Below are 16,591 nucleotides of genomic sequence, written 5' to 3'. Positions count from 1 at the left end.
AGAAATGAGTATTACACAAGCGATAATTGCACACATGACGGCCATGACGATTGCTTTACTAATTGACCGAATTATAGGTGACCCCGAAAATTGGCCGCATCCCGTTCGCTGGTTTGGCAAATGGATTTATTGGATGGATTCCAGATTAAATACAGGTGCAGGAAAACGATTCAAAGGATTGCTTCTTGTGATAAGTATGGCTGTGCTCGCAGGAGTTGTTCCCTTTTTGTTCCTCCATGCTTTGTACGGAGTTCATTTTATAGCAGGTGTTTTAGTAGAGGGCGTAATGATTGCGACTACTATATCCACTCGTTCTTTAAGCGAAGCTGCCTATAAGGTACAAAAGCCGCTTCAGCTAGGAGATATGGAGAAAGCTAGATATGAAGTAAGTATGATTGTGGGACGAGATACAGATCGTTTGTCAGAAGGAGAAATTGCCAGAGCGACGGTAGAGACCGTGGCTGAAAATACAAGTGATGGTATTACAGCTCCGCTTTTTTATGCATTTATAGGAGGAGGAGCCCTAGCATTTTTTTACCGGGCTATTAACACATGTGATTCGATGGTTGGGTACAAAAATGACCGCTACTTTCTGTTCGGCTACTTTAGTGCAAAAACCGATGACGTATTAAACTATATTCCAAGTCGGTTAACTGCAGTGGTGATGACGGCTGTTAATGTAGCAAAAAGCCAGTATTCTCTTGGGCATGTAACGAGTTTGATTAAGCGTGATGCTAAGAAGCATCCAAGTCCAAATAGCGGATACGGGGAAAGCGCAGTGGCGGCTCTGTTAGGTATTCAACTCGGCGGACTTAATACATATAAAGGCATAGAATCTAATCGTGCAAAAATGGGTGAACCACTCATTCCCCTGCAAGCCGGTCATATTGAACAAGCTGTTTTCATTATGAAAAGGACGGTCTATGCTACGTGGTTATTATATTTTTTGTTAGGAGGAGTTATGAGTGCTATTACCTACACATGGAGCTAATCCTACTGTCTTTTTAAAAGCAATAGGGGCCGAGAATTTGTCGCATATAAAAGACTTTAGCGTGAACACAAATCCTTTAGGGGCTCCCCTTGTGCTTCACGAAAAGTGGAACGAATTCAAGGATGCAGCGTTTAGTTATCCTGATCCTCAAGTAACGAAGCTGAAAAATAAACTTGCAGCTCATCATCATGTTTCAGCTGCTCAAGTGTTGCCTACAAATGGTGCCGCTGAAGCGTTTTTCCTTATTGCTTCGTTATTTTCAGGAGAGAAAGCAGGGATTGTACAGCCGACTTTCGTTGAATATGAACAGGCAAGTAAAGCTTATGGATGTGAAGTGACATACATTCCTTTAGCTGAAGAAAATGGCTGGAGCTGGGATATAGAGTTGATTATGAGCATTCTTCCGGACATAAAAGTACTGTGGATTTGCCATCCAAATAATCCAACGGGCGTTATGTATAGTCATGAGGAATGGATGAAAGTAGTAAAAGCTGCTGCTCATCATGGTACATACTTAATGATTGATGAGGCATTTATTGATTTTGTCGAATATCAGCCTTCATTTGATTCTCTTATTCTGGATTATGAACATATCATTGTTGTGCGTTCCATGACAAAGATGTTTAATATTGCCGGGCTTCGTCTTGGCTATATTTTGGCAAATGAAAAAATCATCAGCAAGATGTCTAAAAAGCAGCCTCCTTGGAGTGTAAATGGATTGTCGCAGCAAGTAGGCATGATATGTGTGGATGAAAAAGATTTTGTAAAAGAAACCGTACATTATATTAAACAAGAACGGGAACGGATCTTGAGTCAACTAAAAGAATGGGGGCTTTTGGTTTCTCCTTCTCAGACAAACTATTATCTTTGCAGTGTTCCGTCTTCTATTAAAACGCGCGAATGGCTTGTCTATTTAGCAAGCCATGGCGTGGTAGCTCGTCATACTGAAAACTTCCCATTTTTAAATGGCCGCTATATCCGTTTGGCTGTGAAAACGAAAGAAGAAAATGACTATTTACTTAACGTAATCAAACAAGGACTTGATGAAATATGATCATCTTTATTAGCGGAGGCGTTCGAAGCGGAAAATCACGTGCAGCGGAGAATATGGTTCAAACTTTTTGTACAAAGCGTGCTGTTTATATTGCCACAAGCAGGCAAACAGATAAGGAAATGCAAAAACGCATCCAGCTTCATCAAACAGAACGCCAAGCAGCGAACACGCCTTGGGTAACGATCGAACAGTCTGTAGATTTACAAAAAATTCTGCCGAATCTTCAAAGTGATGATGCTATACTTTTGGATTGTGTCACGAACTGGCTTGCCAATGAGCTTTTTTTAACAGAAAAAAGGTGGCAAACAAAAGAAGGGAAACAAGTGGTTTTTCGTCATATGACAGAAACGCTCGATAAGCTGTTTGCGCAGTCTCAGACGGTTGTGCTAGTATCTAATGAACTGTTTGAAGCGGGCGTATTAGAAGAGCCCACATATAGTTATATGAAGATGTTAGGGAAATTACATCAGTATATTGTAGAAAAAGCAGATGTGTCTATTTGTGTAGAAGCGGGAATCTATCGTTTTAAAAAAGGAAAGGAATGTGTAGATATATGAAAGAATGGATAGCCATACTACGAATTTCTCTCCAGTTTTTTACGATCTTACCAGTGGCTAAAACCGTTCAATGGACTGAAAAAAGAACGGCACGCTCACTTTTTGTGCTGCCGTGGATTGGTATGTTACTAGGCTTGATGTTTTATAGCTTTTTACAGCTGCTTCAGTCTTCACCTATCACTACGATTGTTGGTAGTATTTTAGTTTTGCTTTTACCGCTTATCTTAACGGGCGGTCTTCATTTAGACGGCTGGATGGACGTAAGCGATGCGTATTTTTCTCATCAGTCAAAGGAAAAAAAACTGCAGATTTTAAGTGATCCGCACGTTGGGTCTTTTGCTATTCTTTCTCTTATGGTTCTGCTTCTGCTGCGTTTTAGTGCGATCTATGAATTAGCGTCTCTTTCTTCTTTATCAATTTGGGCATGTTTAGTAGTCTTTACACTTCCAAGAATTGGAGCAGCCTTTTTGTTGATGAGAGATAAGCCCGCTAAAGATACGGGTCTGGCTGCTTATTTTCAAAAAGGAGTCACCAAACGGTCTATTTATGGATTTATCATCATGAGCCTATTCTTAGTTGCTATTTTCGCTGTTTTTATGGACAATAAATTCATTATTCTTTTCTTTGCCGGGTTTTTATGGCTGTGGATACGGTTTTATCGTTCGCAGTTTGGTGGCGTAACAGGAGATGTTATAGGGGCAACCATTGAAGGAGGAGAAACGTTTTTATGGATAATTCTTTGGTTATCACATGTATTCGTCACGGCATGACGCTTGAAAATCAACAGAAAAAATATATAGGGTGGAGTGATCCGCCTTTAAGTATAGAAGGGAAAAATGAATTGAAAGAGCTTTTTCTAGAACCTCAGCTCGTTATTTCCAGTGACTTAAAAAGAGCGCTAGAAACAAGTGCAGTTGTTTTTCCAAAATCTCAGGTGGTTAAAAGTAAAAATTGGCGTGAACTGCATTTTGGAGATTGGGAAGAGAAGACGTATGAAGATTTAAAAAACATACGGGCGTATAGAAATTGGATTGATCACTGGACAGAACATACGCCTCCGAATGGTGAAAGCTTCTCAAGCTTTTCAAACCGAGTTTGGGCAGCGTGGGAAGAAGCGGTCGATTTGGCGGCCAGTCAGCAATTGCGTCACATTGCTATTGTTTCACACGGCGGACCACTGCGTTTACTTGCATCTCATTTTAAACAGACAGCGTCGCTTTGGGATGTTTCTTTTTCTTACGGAGAAGGTTTTTCAGTAGCGTGTACATACAAACAGGCAAAGGAGAGAAGAGCATGCATTTCGTATTCGGCGGTGCATTTACCGGCAAAAGAAAATGGGTGAAGCAGCATTATGCCAGTGAGTCGATAAAATGGCATTGTTTGTATGAAGACCCCGTTTTACCAGCGTTTGAGTTCGAAGAAAGTTACATAGTACTAGAAGGATTTGAGCACTATGTTAAGGAATTAATACATAGCGAGCTGGAGTCTCCGCATCTTGTTGTTAAAAAGTTAATACAGAAGTGGAGAGACAGCGGTGTATGGGAACAGTTAATAGTGATTGGAACTGAAGTCGGCAAAGGGATTGTTCCTTTAGATCCAACAGAGCGGCAGTGGAGAGATGAGTGCGGGTATGCGTATCAGCATTTAGCGGCACATGCCCGGAAAGTAGATCACATTTGGTACGGAATTGCTAATCGATTGAAGGAGGAAATACAATGAACATTTACACAAAAACAGGGGACAAAGGGCAGACAAGCTTAATTGGAGGACGAGTAAATAAAGATGATATTCGAGTGGAAGCATACGGTACGATTGATGAGCTAAATGGCTTTGTAGGTCAAGCGATTTATCAGCTGGATGAAGCAACATTAAAAGATGTAAAAGAAGAGCTAATTACGATTCAACATGAGCTTTTCGACTGTGGAAGTGATTTAGCATTTGCAAAAGATGATCATCCGTACAAAGTAACAAACGACATGATATCAGTACTTGAAAAGCGCATTGATGTCTATATGTCAGAAGCGCCGGCCCTTGAGCGTTTTATTTTACCTGGAGGCACACCTGCAGCGACAACGCTTCATATTTGCAGGACGATTACACGCCGCGCAGAACGGCTTGTTGTTGGCGTACAGCGTGAGTATAAAATTAATGCGGCGGTGCTTCAGTATTTAAATCGTTTATCCGATTATTTCTTTGCTGCGGCTCGAATCGCTAACGCGCGAGAAAATGTACAGGATGTAGAGTATATTCGCAGTGCCAAAGTATTTAAACAGCCTAAAAAATAAGGTATAAAAAACGGTCGAGCTAAAAGCGATCGTTTTTTTTTATGAGCTATTTCGATAGGCAAAATAAAGCTATAAAAAAGAGGTAAATGCATCTATAATGATAAGAGACAGAGAGATAAAGAAAAGAGGTTGAGAAATGAATCAAGATTCTAAACGAGCAGGTATTGTTTATACAGCCAGCGCTTACGTTATGTGGGGGCTTTTTCCGCTTTACTGGAAGCTTCTTGGCGAAGTGAATGCGAATGAAATACTCGCTCACCGTGTCATATGGTCATTTGTTTTTATGCTTTTACTTTTGCTTGTGACAAAGCAAATGAGTGCTTTAAAGAAGACGCTTGGTTTATTATTTCGTAATACGAAACAAGCGGTCATTTTATTTGTGGCTTCAGTGCTGATCAGCATCAACTGGTTCGTTTACATTTGGGCGGTTAACCATAATCATATTATTGAAACAAGTTTAGGTTACTACATCAACCCGCTCGTTAGTATTTTGCTTGGTATAGTCGTTTTAAAAGAGAAGCTTAATTTTTGGCAGGGTGCTTCTGTTGGATTGGCTGCTATAGGTGTTATCGTTATGACAGTTACATACGGGCATATCCCATGGGTATCATTAAGCTTAGCGTTTAGCTTTGGTTTGTACGGTCTTGTAAAAAAGACTATTCAATTAGAAGCAAAAGTAGGATTAACGATTGAAACGATGATGGTTGCACCTATTGCTGTTATTTATTTTATCTTTCTTTTAGTGAAAGGATCTTCAAGTTTTTCTCTTCAGTCGCTTGATCTGAGCGCTCTTTTAATTGGCGGCGGTGTCGCTACAGCTATGCCACTACTGTATTTTGCTAAAGGAGCGCCGCTTATTCCGCTATCGATGGTCGGTTTTTTACAGTACATCGCTCCTACCATGACGCTTTTATTAGGAGTGTTCGTCTATCATGAACCGTTTTCTAGCGTAGAGATGATTGCCTTTTTGTTCATTTGGGGCGGATCGGTTATGTTCATTTTATCTAAAACTAAGTTCATGAGTTCTCATCAGCCGAAATTCTTTAAAGGGCGCTCAGCTTAACGGACAAAAAAGCGGATATCTTTAGATATGCGCTTTTTTGTCTGCCGTAAAGAAATAAAAACGGGGACGGGAAAGTCACCGTATGTATACTTTATAGCTTCCGCTTGAAATGAGCGTTCAACTGACCTTGAAGCATTTGGTTTTTTACTTCTTTCATTTTTCTCGCTTCATCTTTTTTGGCCAGTTCTGTGCGTATTTCACTCGTTTGAACTCCTTCTTCTATGCGATCGGCAATATCCATTAATCGTTCGACGTCTGAAAACGAATATTTCCGGATACCCGTATTGGTTCGGTCCGGAAAGAGCAGGCTTCTTTTCTCGTAGTAGCGAATTTGCCTTTCTGATAAACCGGTTAATTCTTTTACAATCCCAATAGACATGACTTTTTTATCTCGATATGACGCTTCATTCGTAGACAATCTCCCTCACCCCTGAGTACGTAGTAGTATGTTATTATTATAAAGGAAAAAAATACAAAAATTTATAACATGTAATACATTCTAACATATATATGTTATATTTTTGAATTACTATGTGAGAAAAAGTGACATAAATAATGAAATAGGGAAAAGAGTCCTATAAACTAATGATTAACTCGATCCCAAGTGGTTAACCATACAGGATAAAGCCTTGTGGTTAATCACTTGCTTTCAAAATGATGAATAGAAAATAAATGTGAGAATATACATAAATTCTAAAAGGGAAGGGCGTTTTAAATGGCTGTGCAACAATTGAAAAAAGAAGAGATTATTGAGCTGGCAAAAGAAATTATTGAACTTGATTTGAAAAGAGATGAAAAATTTGAAGAGTTGACAGAGTTAGCCGGAAATCGTGCATATGAAATTTTGCGCAGAGTACAAAATGCCTGTTTATAAGTAATAAAAAAATCCCGCTCTAGGCGGGATTTTTAATTGGACTGCTGTTCAAGATTAAATAATTCTTGTTTCATCTGAGCGTGGTCGAGGTTTTCCCCTATAAAGACAAGAGTGGTGGGCAGCTTCATCATTTCTTTCATATATAGAGGCATGCCGTATGAATATTGAAACGAATACGTATCATCCGAATGAGTAAAGCGCATATAGCCTTTAATACGATAGATGGTATCTGGCATTTGGCGCAGCCAATTTTCAAATAATTCAAGATCCACTTTTTTTGTAAACTCATATACAAATGTTTTCAAATGAAGATGATCTTCAACATGAGCCTTCTCGTGCGGCTGTTTTTGAGACAGCTGAGCTTTTTGAATCAGGTCAAGCTTCACGCGGGAAAATGTCGTTAATAATGTTATTGCACGAGCGTTAATTGATTGAACCTCAAAAAGCAGGGAAGACTTTTCCGCCTCAGACAGCATGTCCGTTTTATTTAATAAAATTACATCCCCATGTTTTACTTGTTCTTGAAGAAGTTTTTGAAGTTGAATGCTTAAGGACCCACGTTCTTTCCACCTTGTTGCATCGAGTGTGGTGATAATACTTTTAATCGTGACTTGATGCGCAAAAAGAGGAGACATACAGGCATCCAACACTTCAATGGGATGTGCAACTCCGGTTGTTTCTATATAGATAGCATCCAATGTGTTCTCCTGTAGAAGTGAATGAAGCTGAGTTTCAAATTGACCTTGAATAGTACAGCACACGCAGCCGTTTAGCAATTCTTTTAACGGCGTGTCTTTTTCTACTTCATTTGAGTCAATCGAAACTTGGCCAAGCTCATTCATCACAACAGCAATGTTGCGATTACGATCTTTTTCTTGCTGAAGCAGCTGTTTAAGTAACGTTGTTTTTCCACTGCCTAAAAATCCAGATAAAATGTAGATTTCTGTTTTCATTTCAGTCTCTCCTATGTAAATAACATTGTTTAAATCGAAATTTTTCCGATTACCGATTGGTAAATAGTATATCCAAGAGGGGATAAATATCTAAGAGTAAATTTTTATGCTTTTTTGTATTCATTATAACAACTTTAAAAGCGCTATGGCTATCTTTTGTAAAAAACTCAAAATACACAATGAAATAAGAATATTATAAAATTTCAAACTAGCTGTGCTACAATAAAGGAAAAAGAAAAAGGGGAGCAAAAGTTATGCGAATATTAGTTTTAGGCGCAGGCGGCGTTGGAGGTTACTTTGGAGGCAGGCTTGTGGAAAAAGGAGAGGATGTGACTTTCCTTGTCAGAGATCGCCGAAAAAAAGAGCTGGAACAAAATGGACTTGTTATCAAGAGCATACACGGTGACTTCACTTCACCTGTACAAGCTATTACAAAATCTGAGATGAAAGAGCCTTATGATGTTATTTTGTTTACAACTAAGGCTTATCATCTTAAACAAGCAATTGAGGATGTGCGTCCTTTTATAGGGAATCAGACAGTTGTCGTACCATTGTTAAACGGTATGGCTCACATGGGTCCTTTACAAGAAGCTTTTGGGGAAGAAAAAGTCATTGGGGGACTGTGCTTTATTGAGACGACGTTAAACAAAGATGGAGATGTCGTCCAGACGAGTCCTGCTCACAGACTTGTATTTGGTGAATTTAAGCAGAAGGAAACAGAAAGATTACAACTGATTGAGCAAGCGTTCAGTGGTACAAAAGCTTCGTTTGTAAAAAGTTCATATATTGAACAGGATATGTGGCATAAGTATTTATTTATTACGGTTATGTCAGGCATGACCACTCTTATGCGCGCACCTGTTGGCCCAGTGCTAGCGGCAAAAGGAGGGCGTCAATTCGTACAAGAGCTTTTTAAAGAAGTTGAAAATATTATGATGGCATACGATGCACCATTAGCTGAAGGGATTATTGAACAGCATATGAATACGATGGACAAAATGACGTATGACATGAAGTCATCGATGCAGCGTGATATGGAAAAAAGTTCTCAAATTGAAGGAGACCACCTTCAAGGATATTTGCTGACATTAGCTGAAAAATCGTCTATACAAGTACCCCTTCTTCAAACTGTGTATACGCATCTAAAAGTGTATGAAGAAATGTTAAAAGGTTATCAAAAATAATGACAGCGAAAATTGATTTAGCAGTCATGCAGGTACTGCAGAAGCTGCTAAGTACAGCAGAAATAGGACAATTGCCTTCCGCTCCCGGCATTTATTTTTTCTTCGATAAACCCGGCAGGCTTTTATATATCGGAACAACGACGGGCTCTCTATTAGAAAGAGTAAGAGCTCACGTTGCAGGAAAAGGCGTTAGCAACACAAAAAAATTTCACAAAGAGATTTATACTGTTGGATATATTGAAGTTCATGGATTAAAAAAAGAATTGGATATGCTAAGAACGATGCTTGTAAATGGTTATTTTCCAAAATACAATAAACAAGATGTAAAAAGAGAAAATGAATACGACATTTACACCGTTCACGGTAGAAGCCTCAGGGATACAGGAGTTGATAAGAAAAAAGCCTCCAAGCGAAAAACGGTGCTAAAGCCAACGTTAAAAGAGATAGAGATTCGTCAAGAAAACAGCGATATTACATATGCACGAGTCGCAAATATGAATGCTGAAGATCGAGTGAAAAAATTGTGGTCTTGTCAAGAAGCAGGAGCGCAGCTACATCTTCCGGAGTCGAAAGTGTTAGCAATAAGTGACCGGCTCTTAAAAGAGCAGTATACATTTCAGCGAGATATGAAAAAGAATATGATGTTTACGATGCGGGATTTAGTTGTTATTCAAGTGTTGTTAAATTTAAATCCGACCCATGATTTGAAAAAACGAGAAATAAAGGAAGCCATCAGTTTAGTGCGTAAATTTGGCATAGAAGAAGCTCTTCGCATCTCTGAAAAATTACTCAAAACGTAATAAAATCCATGATCATTGTGATCATGGATTTTATCATTTATCATTCACACTTAAGCTAATTCGTCAATAACTTTTGGTAGAGCCATAATGGAAATAACGCAAAGTGAACTGACAACTTGATGCATTTCAAAAATGGCAATGATGAATAACATCAGTGATATATATAATTGAAGGCCTTTTAATCCCCATGGCTTGCGATCGAAAAAAAAGTCGCTAAGTACAAATACAAAGAAAATGAGCGAACTGAACAAAATAATCATGGATGTAGACATGGAACGATCATAAGCAATGATAAATAACAAAGCGAGAAGCGACACAACAGATATAACTTTTAATGTTTTAATCATCGTGTTTTTATTCACTTTTTTCACCTTCATTTGTAGGATTGATCTTTCATCCTCATTTTATAGGATAGTCAAAAGTTCTAAAAGTCAAACGAATAAATCATAACAACAATTTAACATCTTTATACTACATTTACATTGAGAGAAAAAAATGGGCGTGTTTTGAGCTTTGTGCCCTTCATTGACGCGTGCAAAGAACAAGTGCTATAGTATGTTTGCTCTAAAAGCGAAAGGAGCAAAGTTTTCAAAGGACGTGACTATGTGAACGAAACACTATTAGTAATTGATGGATTTAATTTATTAAGCCGCTGTTATTTTGCTACTTCTTATGGCAGAGATGAAGCAGCGTTGACAAGAAACAGTAAGGGCCAATTTACGAATGCCCTGAGAGTAACGATTCAAAAAATGCATGCATTGATTCACCAATATGAGCCAACCCATATTTTCGTCGCTTGGGATGTTAAGCGCGAGGATACAAAACGTAAAGATACATACGCCCTATATAAGCAAACAAGAGCAGAGCTGCCTGAGCCGCTGATTCAGCAGTACGAAACGTTAAAGCAGTTTTTTGACACCGTCGGGATTTATCAAATGTCATTGTCTTCTTATGAAGCAGATGATTTAATCGGCGCACTGGCAAATAAGTGGAGCAAAGAAAAGCAAAGCCCAGGATATATTTACAGCAACGACCGAGACTTGCTTCAGCTCCTAGATCAACATATTTCACAAATTATTGCTAAAAAGCAGGTGGGAGATCTTGTTTATGGCTTTAAGCACTTTCAAGAAGAATACAATATTCATCCTCGTCAATGGGTGGACGTAAAAGCATTGCTTGGTGACAAATCTGACAATATTCCGGGCGTTCCTGGTGTAGGAGAAAAAGCCGCACTGCCTCTTATTCAACAATATGGCTCTATCCATGAAATTTATGCACAAATTGAACAATTAGATCCAGCTTTTAATCGGTACAAAAAAAAGCTGGTCGAAGGAAAAGAACTAGGTATGCTTAGTCGTGAACTTGCTGAGATTATTATAGACATTCAAGAAATCAGCATGTTAGATTGGGAAGGATTAACATTTATGTATGATTATGAACGATGGAATAAAGAAATTCAAAGTCTAGAACTAAACATTAGGATTCGCTCATGATTTTTAGTACAATACAATTTATGAACATGAGAAAGGAGTAACAAGCGTGCAACCAATTCATAAAGAAACAGTCCAAAAAAAAATACAAACATTTTTAAATAAAGACGTATATGTACACCTTGAAACGACAAACGGTGCATATGCTTCACACGTAAATGAAAAAGTAATGACAGTTGGGGCTTTTATTCGCAATGGTAAAGTCACTATTTCAAACGGAAAGATAACTGGAGAAGGTCCTTATCGTGTAGGTCTTCAAATTGACTTAGGATGGATTTATGCAGAGGGACTAACAGATTGGGAAATTGATGAAGAAGGCCGACTTCTTCTAGCTGGGCATGACTTTGAAGGTCGTTTAGCAGTTGCCCTTCAATTAAGTGAACATCCGTTTTCATAACAGAAAAGAGAGGAGAATAGAACATGGAAGAAAGATTATTAATTGTATTTCCGCATCCTGACGATGAAGCATATGGAGCAGCAGGAATGATCACGCAAGCGAGACAAAAAGGAACGCCCGTTACATATGCCTGTATTACGCTAGGTGAAATGGGACGAAATATGGGTAGACCGCTGTTTGCTAACCGTGAAACTTTACCCCAAATCCGAAAAAAAGAACTTTTAGATTTAGCGAACGTTTTAGATATTCAAGACTTGCGTATGCTAGGGCTTCGTGATAAAACGCTGGAATTTCTTGATATTGATGTTTTTGCAGATAAAATTGAAGAAATCATTAACGATGTAAAGCCGACTCACATTTTAACGCATTACCCTGGCTTTGCGGTACACCCTGATCATAATGCTACAGGAGCAGCTACGATTCAAGCAGTAAAACGTATGCCAAAAGAAAAGCGTCCGGTAGTTTGGTGTCATGCGTTTTCAAAAGATCGTATTGAACATATTGGAGAACCAGATGTTATTTTTGATGTAACAGCGATGAAAGATAAAAAAATTGAAGCGTTAAAAGCCCATCGTTCTCAGACCGAAGGAATGATAAACGCAATTGACTTCGACCGCTTATCTGACTATCCGCAAATGGAACGTTTATTAACTAGAGAAGAATTCTGGACATATAACTGGGAGTAACAGATGAAAAAACAGCGAATTTTATTTATTGGAGCAGGACGAATGGCTGAAGCTGTAGCGGCTGGTTTGGTTACGAGCAGCGCTGACAGTATTGAGGCAGTGGTGATGTCAAACAACGGAGATATTGAGCGGTTACAGCGTGTTGAAAAAACGTACGGCGTACAAACGACGCAAAATTGGCGCCAAGAAGTTGACAATTCGGATGTTATTATTTTAGCGATGCCTCCTGAAGCCCATCCTTCCGTGCTCAAGGAACTTTCGACTCATTTAAATCAACAATTTGTCGTAACGTTAGCGGCAGGAATTGGTCCGAGTTACTTAGAAAATCACCTTCCGCAGGATACGCCTGTCGCTTGGATTATGCCAAATACAGCTGCTATGATTGGACAATCGATGTCACTGTATACACTTGGAACTTTTGCCACAAAAGAGCATAAAGAAGTGCTTCACATGATTTTAAAAGGAATTGGTGAAGCGCATGAGTGTTCAGAGAAAGAAGTACATGAGCTAACGGCTGTAACTGGCAGTGCACCTGCGTTTTTATATTATTTTGCAGAATCGTTAATTGATGCAACTACTGCTTACGGTGTAGATGAAAAAACAGCCAAAGATTTAGTTATTCAAATGATGTATGGCTCTGTACAAATGCTGCATGAAACCAAAGATCCTGCGTCTTTAAGAGAGCAAGTAACAACTCCAGGCGGCGCTACTGCCGAAGGGTTAAAAGTGATGAAAGAACAGGACTTCTCTTTAATAATGAAACAGGCAATTGAAGCAACGAATAAAAAAGCAATGGGTGGAAGTTAAAAAACTCGTACAACCATATGTTAGCTGAAAAATCCGAACTATAGTTCAGCATTCTTTCATTAGAATGTTGAATCAGTTCGGATTTTTTAATGAATAAACTTCCTTAACATACATTCCTCTTTGGAACTGTTTTTTCTCTATGTCCCAAACTTTTTTAGTCATCAACAAACCGCTTTTTCATATCAGAAGTTGGGAGCATGCAGTGCTGCTGTTTGCCAAACCACTTATATCGGTTGCGAGCGATCCAGTTGTATACTATATCTCGAATAGGTGCAGGAATGATAATGAAAGCATATAAAAATTTAACGGGTCCATCTAAGCGCTTAGCGATTTTTAAAGCAGCCGTTGATTTTACATATCTTTGTTTTCCATGAATATATACAATGCTGTCTAATTGCTCAGGAAGTAAGCCGTGAGAGGCTAGCTGCTGCTTTCCGAAATCTGATTGAAGAGAAGCGAAAGAAAACAAAGCTTGTTCATCATGTTTAATAATATATTGAACACTGCTATTACATAAATTACATATACCATCAAAAAGAATTAAATGATTCATTGGACGATTTCGCTCCTATTCCATAAAAAAAAGTATAATTACTTGTTATTTTTGAAAAATAAAGGTACGTTTAAAAGATGTGAAAGTGATCCAAATTCAAAGGTAATTCGATTATATAATAAGGACTCATAAGAGTTAAAGGAGAAGGGTATGAAAGAGCAAAACGACGTTGTCTTATACAATAGAATAAAAGAACGAGACAAAAAAGCCCTTGAACTGCTGTATGACAAGTATGAGCGAATTCTTTATTCGTTTATATACCGATTAACAAATAGCTCTGATATTGCTGAAGAAGCTGTTCAAGAAGTATTTATTAAGCTGTGGAGAGGAAAAGGAGTTTACAGCGATGAAAAAGGGAAGTTTTCATCATGGCTGTTTACGATTACAAGAAACACCGCGATTGATATTGTAAGAAAAAGAAAAAACGATCCTATTTTCTCAGAAGAAATTTTTGATTTTATTGAAGATGATCATCCTCAGATTGACGAGCAGCTTCAGTGGAAAGAAGAACAGCAGAGAGTACGGCACGCTGTATCAAAATTGTCTGAAGACCAAAAAAAGATTATTCAATCCGTTTATTTTAAGGGATTAACGCAGCAAAAAGTAGCAGAAGAGCAGCAAATCCCATTAGGAACAGTAAAGGGTAGGGTGCGATTAGCGTTGCGGAAATTAAAAACATATTTAGGTACTGATGCAGAAGGGAGAGCTGATTCATGAGTATGTGCAATAAACTAATTGATTACTATAATGATCAGTTGACTTCCCATGAGAAAAAAGAGTTTGAAATGCACTTGAAAAACTGTCAAAGCTGTCAAGAAGAACTAAGAGAGCTGGAGGAAGTTCTTGGAGATCTAACGTATTTGACACCAGAACAATCTCCTCCGCCAGAAATGAAACAGCGAATACTTGCGAACGTATTTGAAGAAGATCAAGATGAGACAAAGAGAGAACCAATCGCTTTAAAAAGTGAAAAACAACATGCTGCGTCTAAGAAATCAAATAAAAAGTCCATCATTATTGGATTAGCTGCGGCACTTCTTTTATCCCTTGCAGGAAACAGCTACTTTCTGTTGAAAGATGGAGACAAAGGCAAACAAGAGCCAAATGTTTCGGTTGCTCCTCAAAACGAACCTCTTACATCTGAAAAAACAATGAAGCTGCAGGCAGAGCCGAACGTTTCTGGCGAAGCAACAGCATCTCTTACGAAAAAAGGTGGAAATTTAAATGTGGTTATTCAAGCGAATAACTTGAAAAACGTAAAGGGGAATGAAGTCTATCAGGTGTGGCTCATAAAAGGTGATAAGCCTCATCCGGCAGGTGCTTTTGTAACAGATAAAAATGGAAACGGGACAGTGGTCTATACGATGAGCCAAAAAGAACAGACTGAAAAGTGGGATGTTATGGCGATTACTTTAGAACCGAACGCGAATAATAAGACGCCAAAAGGAAACATTGTGTTAAGTTCAGCGCTCTAACAAAAACCCTTCTGCTAACAGAAGGGTTTTTGTTACGTGCAGTTAATCATCTTCAAATTGTATGGCAATGGTTTGGTCATTTTCTATCTTATTCAGTCGAATTTCCAATAATCCATTTTTGTACTTAGCGCGAACTGGTTCGTCTGTGTAGTGAAAAGGAAGTTTGACCGTGCGAGAAAATACGCCTGTATGGCGTTCGTTGAGCTTTAACTTTTGTTTAGAAGCTTCATAAGCATAAGGAACGTTCCCTTCAACTGTTAATATATTTGCGTCCAACTTGATTTGAATGTCGTTAGTTGAATGCAGTCCAGGAACCTCAACGACGATAATGCCTTCTTTATCGGTTTCATATAAGTCGACGTTTGGAAATCGCTTTGGTAAGATGTGATTTAAATCGCTCCAAAAGTGATTTCCAAGCATATCTTCTACCTTATGCTGAATCGAACCCCAATCAATCTCTTCATATTTTTTACTCAAAGGAACCCCTCCTTATATTCACGTAAATTCCTTCTATATATATGAAAAAAAGAAAATTCAATGCCTGCTTACAAAGAATGAGAAAAACGCGTAAATAAGTGAAAAAATGTGAGAAAAAAAAGAGATTTTGAGTGAAAAAGAAGGATTATGTAGAATAAAAAAAGTATAATTACGTATAGAGCTTTCTATTTTCCTGAATGAAAGCAAGTATGTGAAGGAGGAAGTTGAGATGAGAGAAAAGCGTACATCCAGTGGTTTTCTATTAAAACAACGTGCTTTCTTAAAATTATATATGATTACGATGACAGAACAAGAGCGTCTGTATGGCCTTCGGTTATTAGATGTGTTGAGAGATGAATTTCGCCCTTTTGGGTTCAAACCTAATCATTCTGAAGTATACAAAGCCCTTCATGACTTGATTGAAGACGGTGTCCTCAAACAGGTGAAGCGTAAAAAAGAAGGAATGAAGCTTCAAGAAGTGGTTTATTATACATTTACAAATGAGGGAGAAGAGAAAGCTAAACTATATAAAAAACAATTAAAAGTAGAGCTGGAGCGGTGTGAAGCTATGATTCAAAAAGCTATTCGTGACAACTTCGGGTCCAAATGAACGTGTCTTTAGTTAGAAAAGACACGTTTTTTCTATAGCTGATTTTGTCGTCTTATGTCGGAATAAAAGTTATAAAATGGGTACAAAGTAGTGTAAAAGATGGATATATAGTTATATTATGGATAAAATACACACTTTTAACATATATGGATGAATTCGATTTTAAAGATTATGTACTATTCATAAATAGTGTACGAATTGATATGATACAAAGTGTATATAAATCTATTTAATGCGTTATTTGCCATATTTTAAGAACTTATAAACCGTTATCAGACCATCATTGAAGCATTTTGGTTTTAGCAACTCTGACGAATTTGACTAGATTTGTATCG

General features: G+C 38.1%; 23 protein-coding genes. 18 read left to right on the top strand and 5 right to left on the bottom strand.

Translation table 11 applies throughout. The features are described 5' to 3' along the window. Positions 1–4: 4 nt before the first annotated feature. From cbiB to rarD, 8 genes are all read left to right on the top strand, one after another. Positions 5–991: an adenosylcobinamide-phosphate synthase CbiB gene (gene cbiB / locus ACFX40_RS16340; RefSeq protein WP_377255594.1), complete on the top strand. Its 987-nt coding sequence runs from the start codon at positions 5–7 to the stop codon at positions 989–991. Then, positions 966–2,045 (top strand): threonine-phosphate decarboxylase CobD, encoded by a 1,080-nt coding sequence (cobD, locus tag ACFX40_RS16335; RefSeq protein WP_028408796.1) that lies wholly within the window; start codon positions 966–968, stop codon positions 2,043–2,045. The genes cbiB and cobD overlap by 26 nt, the downstream gene beginning before the upstream one ends. Continuing rightward, positions 2,042–2,602, top strand: a complete 561-nt coding sequence (locus tag ACFX40_RS16330; protein WP_377255591.1) for a bifunctional adenosylcobinamide kinase/adenosylcobinamide-phosphate guanylyltransferase — start codon at positions 2,042–2,044, stop codon at positions 2,600–2,602. Before cobD ends, ACFX40_RS16330 begins: the two co-directional genes overlap by 4 nt. Then, positions 2,599–3,372: an adenosylcobinamide-GDP ribazoletransferase gene (gene cobS / locus ACFX40_RS16325; protein WP_136789414.1), complete on the top strand. Its 774-nt coding sequence runs from the start codon at positions 2,599–2,601 to the stop codon at positions 3,370–3,372. Before ACFX40_RS16330 ends, cobS begins: the two co-directional genes overlap by 4 nt. Then, positions 3,330–3,944 carry a histidine phosphatase family protein gene (locus ACFX40_RS16320; protein ID WP_013082848.1) on the top strand — a complete coding sequence of 205 codons (615 nt, stop codon included), beginning with the start codon at positions 3,330–3,332 and terminating at the stop codon, positions 3,942–3,944. Before cobS ends, ACFX40_RS16320 begins: the two co-directional genes overlap by 43 nt. Beyond that, the gene (locus ACFX40_RS16315; RefSeq protein WP_028408792.1) at positions 3,896–4,321 is read left to right on the top strand and encodes a bifunctional adenosylcobinamide kinase/adenosylcobinamide-phosphate guanylyltransferase; all 426 of its coding nucleotides are present in this window, start codon (positions 3,896–3,898) and stop codon (positions 4,319–4,321) included. Before ACFX40_RS16320 ends, ACFX40_RS16315 begins: the two co-directional genes overlap by 49 nt. Continuing rightward, a complete protein-coding gene (locus ACFX40_RS16310; RefSeq protein WP_028408791.1) occupies positions 4,318–4,887 on the top strand; it encodes a cob(I)yrinic acid a,c-diamide adenosyltransferase in 570 nt (189 codons plus the stop codon). Before ACFX40_RS16315 ends, ACFX40_RS16310 begins: the two co-directional genes overlap by 4 nt. Before the next feature lie 136 nt (positions 4,888–5,023). Next, positions 5,024–5,950 (top strand): EamA family transporter RarD, encoded by a 927-nt coding sequence (gene rarD / locus ACFX40_RS16305; protein WP_013056706.1) that lies wholly within the window; start codon positions 5,024–5,026, stop codon positions 5,948–5,950. A gap of 91 nt (positions 5,951–6,041) precedes the next feature. Here the strand turns inward: rarD and ACFX40_RS16300 are convergent, their stop codons facing one another. After that, positions 6,042–6,368, bottom strand: a complete 327-nt coding sequence (locus ACFX40_RS16300) for a MerR family transcriptional regulator (protein WP_013082852.1) — start codon at positions 6,366–6,368, stop codon at positions 6,042–6,044. 297 nt (positions 6,369–6,665) lie between these two features. Between ACFX40_RS16300 and ACFX40_RS16295 the strand changes: the two genes are divergently transcribed. Further along, positions 6,666–6,824 (top strand): hypothetical protein, encoded by a 159-nt coding sequence (locus ACFX40_RS16295; protein WP_013056708.1) that lies wholly within the window; start codon positions 6,666–6,668, stop codon positions 6,822–6,824. Between the two features lie 32 nt (positions 6,825–6,856). On the opposite strand, the gene ACFX40_RS16290 is transcribed toward ACFX40_RS16295, so the two are convergent. Then, positions 6,857–7,777 carry a CobW family GTP-binding protein gene (locus ACFX40_RS16290; protein WP_098249895.1) on the bottom strand — a complete coding sequence of 307 codons (921 nt, stop codon included), beginning with the start codon at positions 7,775–7,777 and terminating at the stop codon, positions 6,857–6,859. A gap of 254 nt (positions 7,778–8,031) precedes the next feature. Here ACFX40_RS16290 and panE point away from each other — a divergent pair, with 254 nt between their 5' ends. Both panE and ACFX40_RS16280 read left to right on the top strand, forming a co-directional pair. Continuing rightward, the gene (gene panE / locus ACFX40_RS16285; RefSeq protein WP_098432679.1) at positions 8,032–8,961 is read left to right on the top strand and encodes a 2-dehydropantoate 2-reductase; all 930 of its coding nucleotides are present in this window, start codon (positions 8,032–8,034) and stop codon (positions 8,959–8,961) included. Then, complete coding sequence (locus ACFX40_RS16280; protein WP_098331600.1) at positions 8,961–9,761, top strand: GIY-YIG nuclease family protein; 801 nt, start codon at positions 8,961–8,963, stop codon at positions 9,759–9,761. Before panE ends, ACFX40_RS16280 begins: the two co-directional genes overlap by 1 nt. A gap of 50 nt (positions 9,762–9,811) precedes the next feature. Here the strand turns inward: ACFX40_RS16280 and ACFX40_RS16275 are convergent, their stop codons facing one another. Continuing rightward, complete coding sequence (locus tag ACFX40_RS16275; protein ID WP_016763842.1) at positions 9,812–10,123, bottom strand: hypothetical protein; 312 nt, start codon at positions 10,121–10,123, stop codon at positions 9,812–9,814. A 243-nt stretch (positions 10,124–10,366) separates the two neighbouring features. Between ACFX40_RS16275 and ACFX40_RS16270 the strand changes: the two genes are divergently transcribed. Genes ACFX40_RS16270 through proC form a run of 4 tightly spaced genes read left to right on the top strand, consistent with a single transcriptional unit; the run spans position 10,367 to position 13,141 of the window. After that, positions 10,367–11,254, top strand: a complete 888-nt coding sequence (locus ACFX40_RS16270) for a 5'-3' exonuclease (protein WP_098432680.1) — start codon at positions 10,367–10,369, stop codon at positions 11,252–11,254. A 46-nt stretch (positions 11,255–11,300) separates the two neighbouring features. After that, positions 11,301–11,648, top strand: a complete 348-nt coding sequence (locus ACFX40_RS16265) for a YojF family protein (RefSeq protein WP_013056714.1) — start codon at positions 11,301–11,303, stop codon at positions 11,646–11,648. 23 nt (positions 11,649–11,671) lie between these two features. Continuing rightward, positions 11,672–12,334, top strand: a complete 663-nt coding sequence (bshB2, locus tag ACFX40_RS16260) for a bacillithiol biosynthesis deacetylase BshB2 (RefSeq protein WP_377255587.1) — start codon at positions 11,672–11,674, stop codon at positions 12,332–12,334. A gap of 3 nt (positions 12,335–12,337) precedes the next feature. Next, the gene (gene proC / locus ACFX40_RS16255; protein WP_028408784.1) at positions 12,338–13,141 is read left to right on the top strand and encodes a pyrroline-5-carboxylate reductase; all 804 of its coding nucleotides are present in this window, start codon (positions 12,338–12,340) and stop codon (positions 13,139–13,141) included. Positions 13,142–13,295: 154 nt separating this feature from the next. Here the strand turns inward: proC and ACFX40_RS16250 are convergent, their stop codons facing one another. Beyond that, entirely contained in the window at positions 13,296–13,694 is a 399-nt protein-coding gene (locus tag ACFX40_RS16250; protein WP_377255584.1) for a thiol-disulfide oxidoreductase DCC family protein, read from the bottom strand. 150 nt (positions 13,695–13,844) lie between these two features. Between ACFX40_RS16250 and ACFX40_RS16245 the strand changes: the two genes are divergently transcribed. Continuing rightward, a complete protein-coding gene (locus tag ACFX40_RS16245) occupies positions 13,845–14,411 on the top strand; it encodes an RNA polymerase sigma factor (RefSeq protein WP_025752052.1) in 567 nt (188 codons plus the stop codon). Beyond that, positions 14,408–15,169, top strand: a complete 762-nt coding sequence (locus ACFX40_RS16240; RefSeq protein WP_028408782.1) for an anti-sigma factor — start codon at positions 14,408–14,410, stop codon at positions 15,167–15,169. The genes ACFX40_RS16245 and ACFX40_RS16240 overlap by 4 nt, the downstream gene beginning before the upstream one ends. Positions 15,170–15,211: 42 nt before the next feature. On the opposite strand, the gene ACFX40_RS16235 is transcribed toward ACFX40_RS16240, so the two are convergent. Then, positions 15,212–15,646, bottom strand: coding sequence for an Hsp20/alpha crystallin family protein (locus tag ACFX40_RS16235; protein ID WP_013082862.1), 435 nt, complete (start codon positions 15,644–15,646; stop codon positions 15,212–15,214). A 229-nt stretch (positions 15,647–15,875) separates the two neighbouring features. Between ACFX40_RS16235 and ACFX40_RS16230 the strand changes: the two genes are divergently transcribed. Continuing rightward, complete coding sequence (locus ACFX40_RS16230) at positions 15,876–16,256, top strand: replication termination protein (protein ID WP_013056721.1); 381 nt, start codon at positions 15,876–15,878, stop codon at positions 16,254–16,256. Positions 16,257–16,591: the final 335 nt, after the last annotated feature.

Origin of the sequence: Priestia sp. YIM B13552 (assembly GCF_042787775.1) — a bacterium.
Classification (GTDB): Bacteria; Bacillota; Bacilli; order Bacillales; family Bacillaceae_H; genus Priestia; species Priestia megaterium_E.
This window is presented reverse-complemented; position numbering and strand designations above follow the sequence as displayed.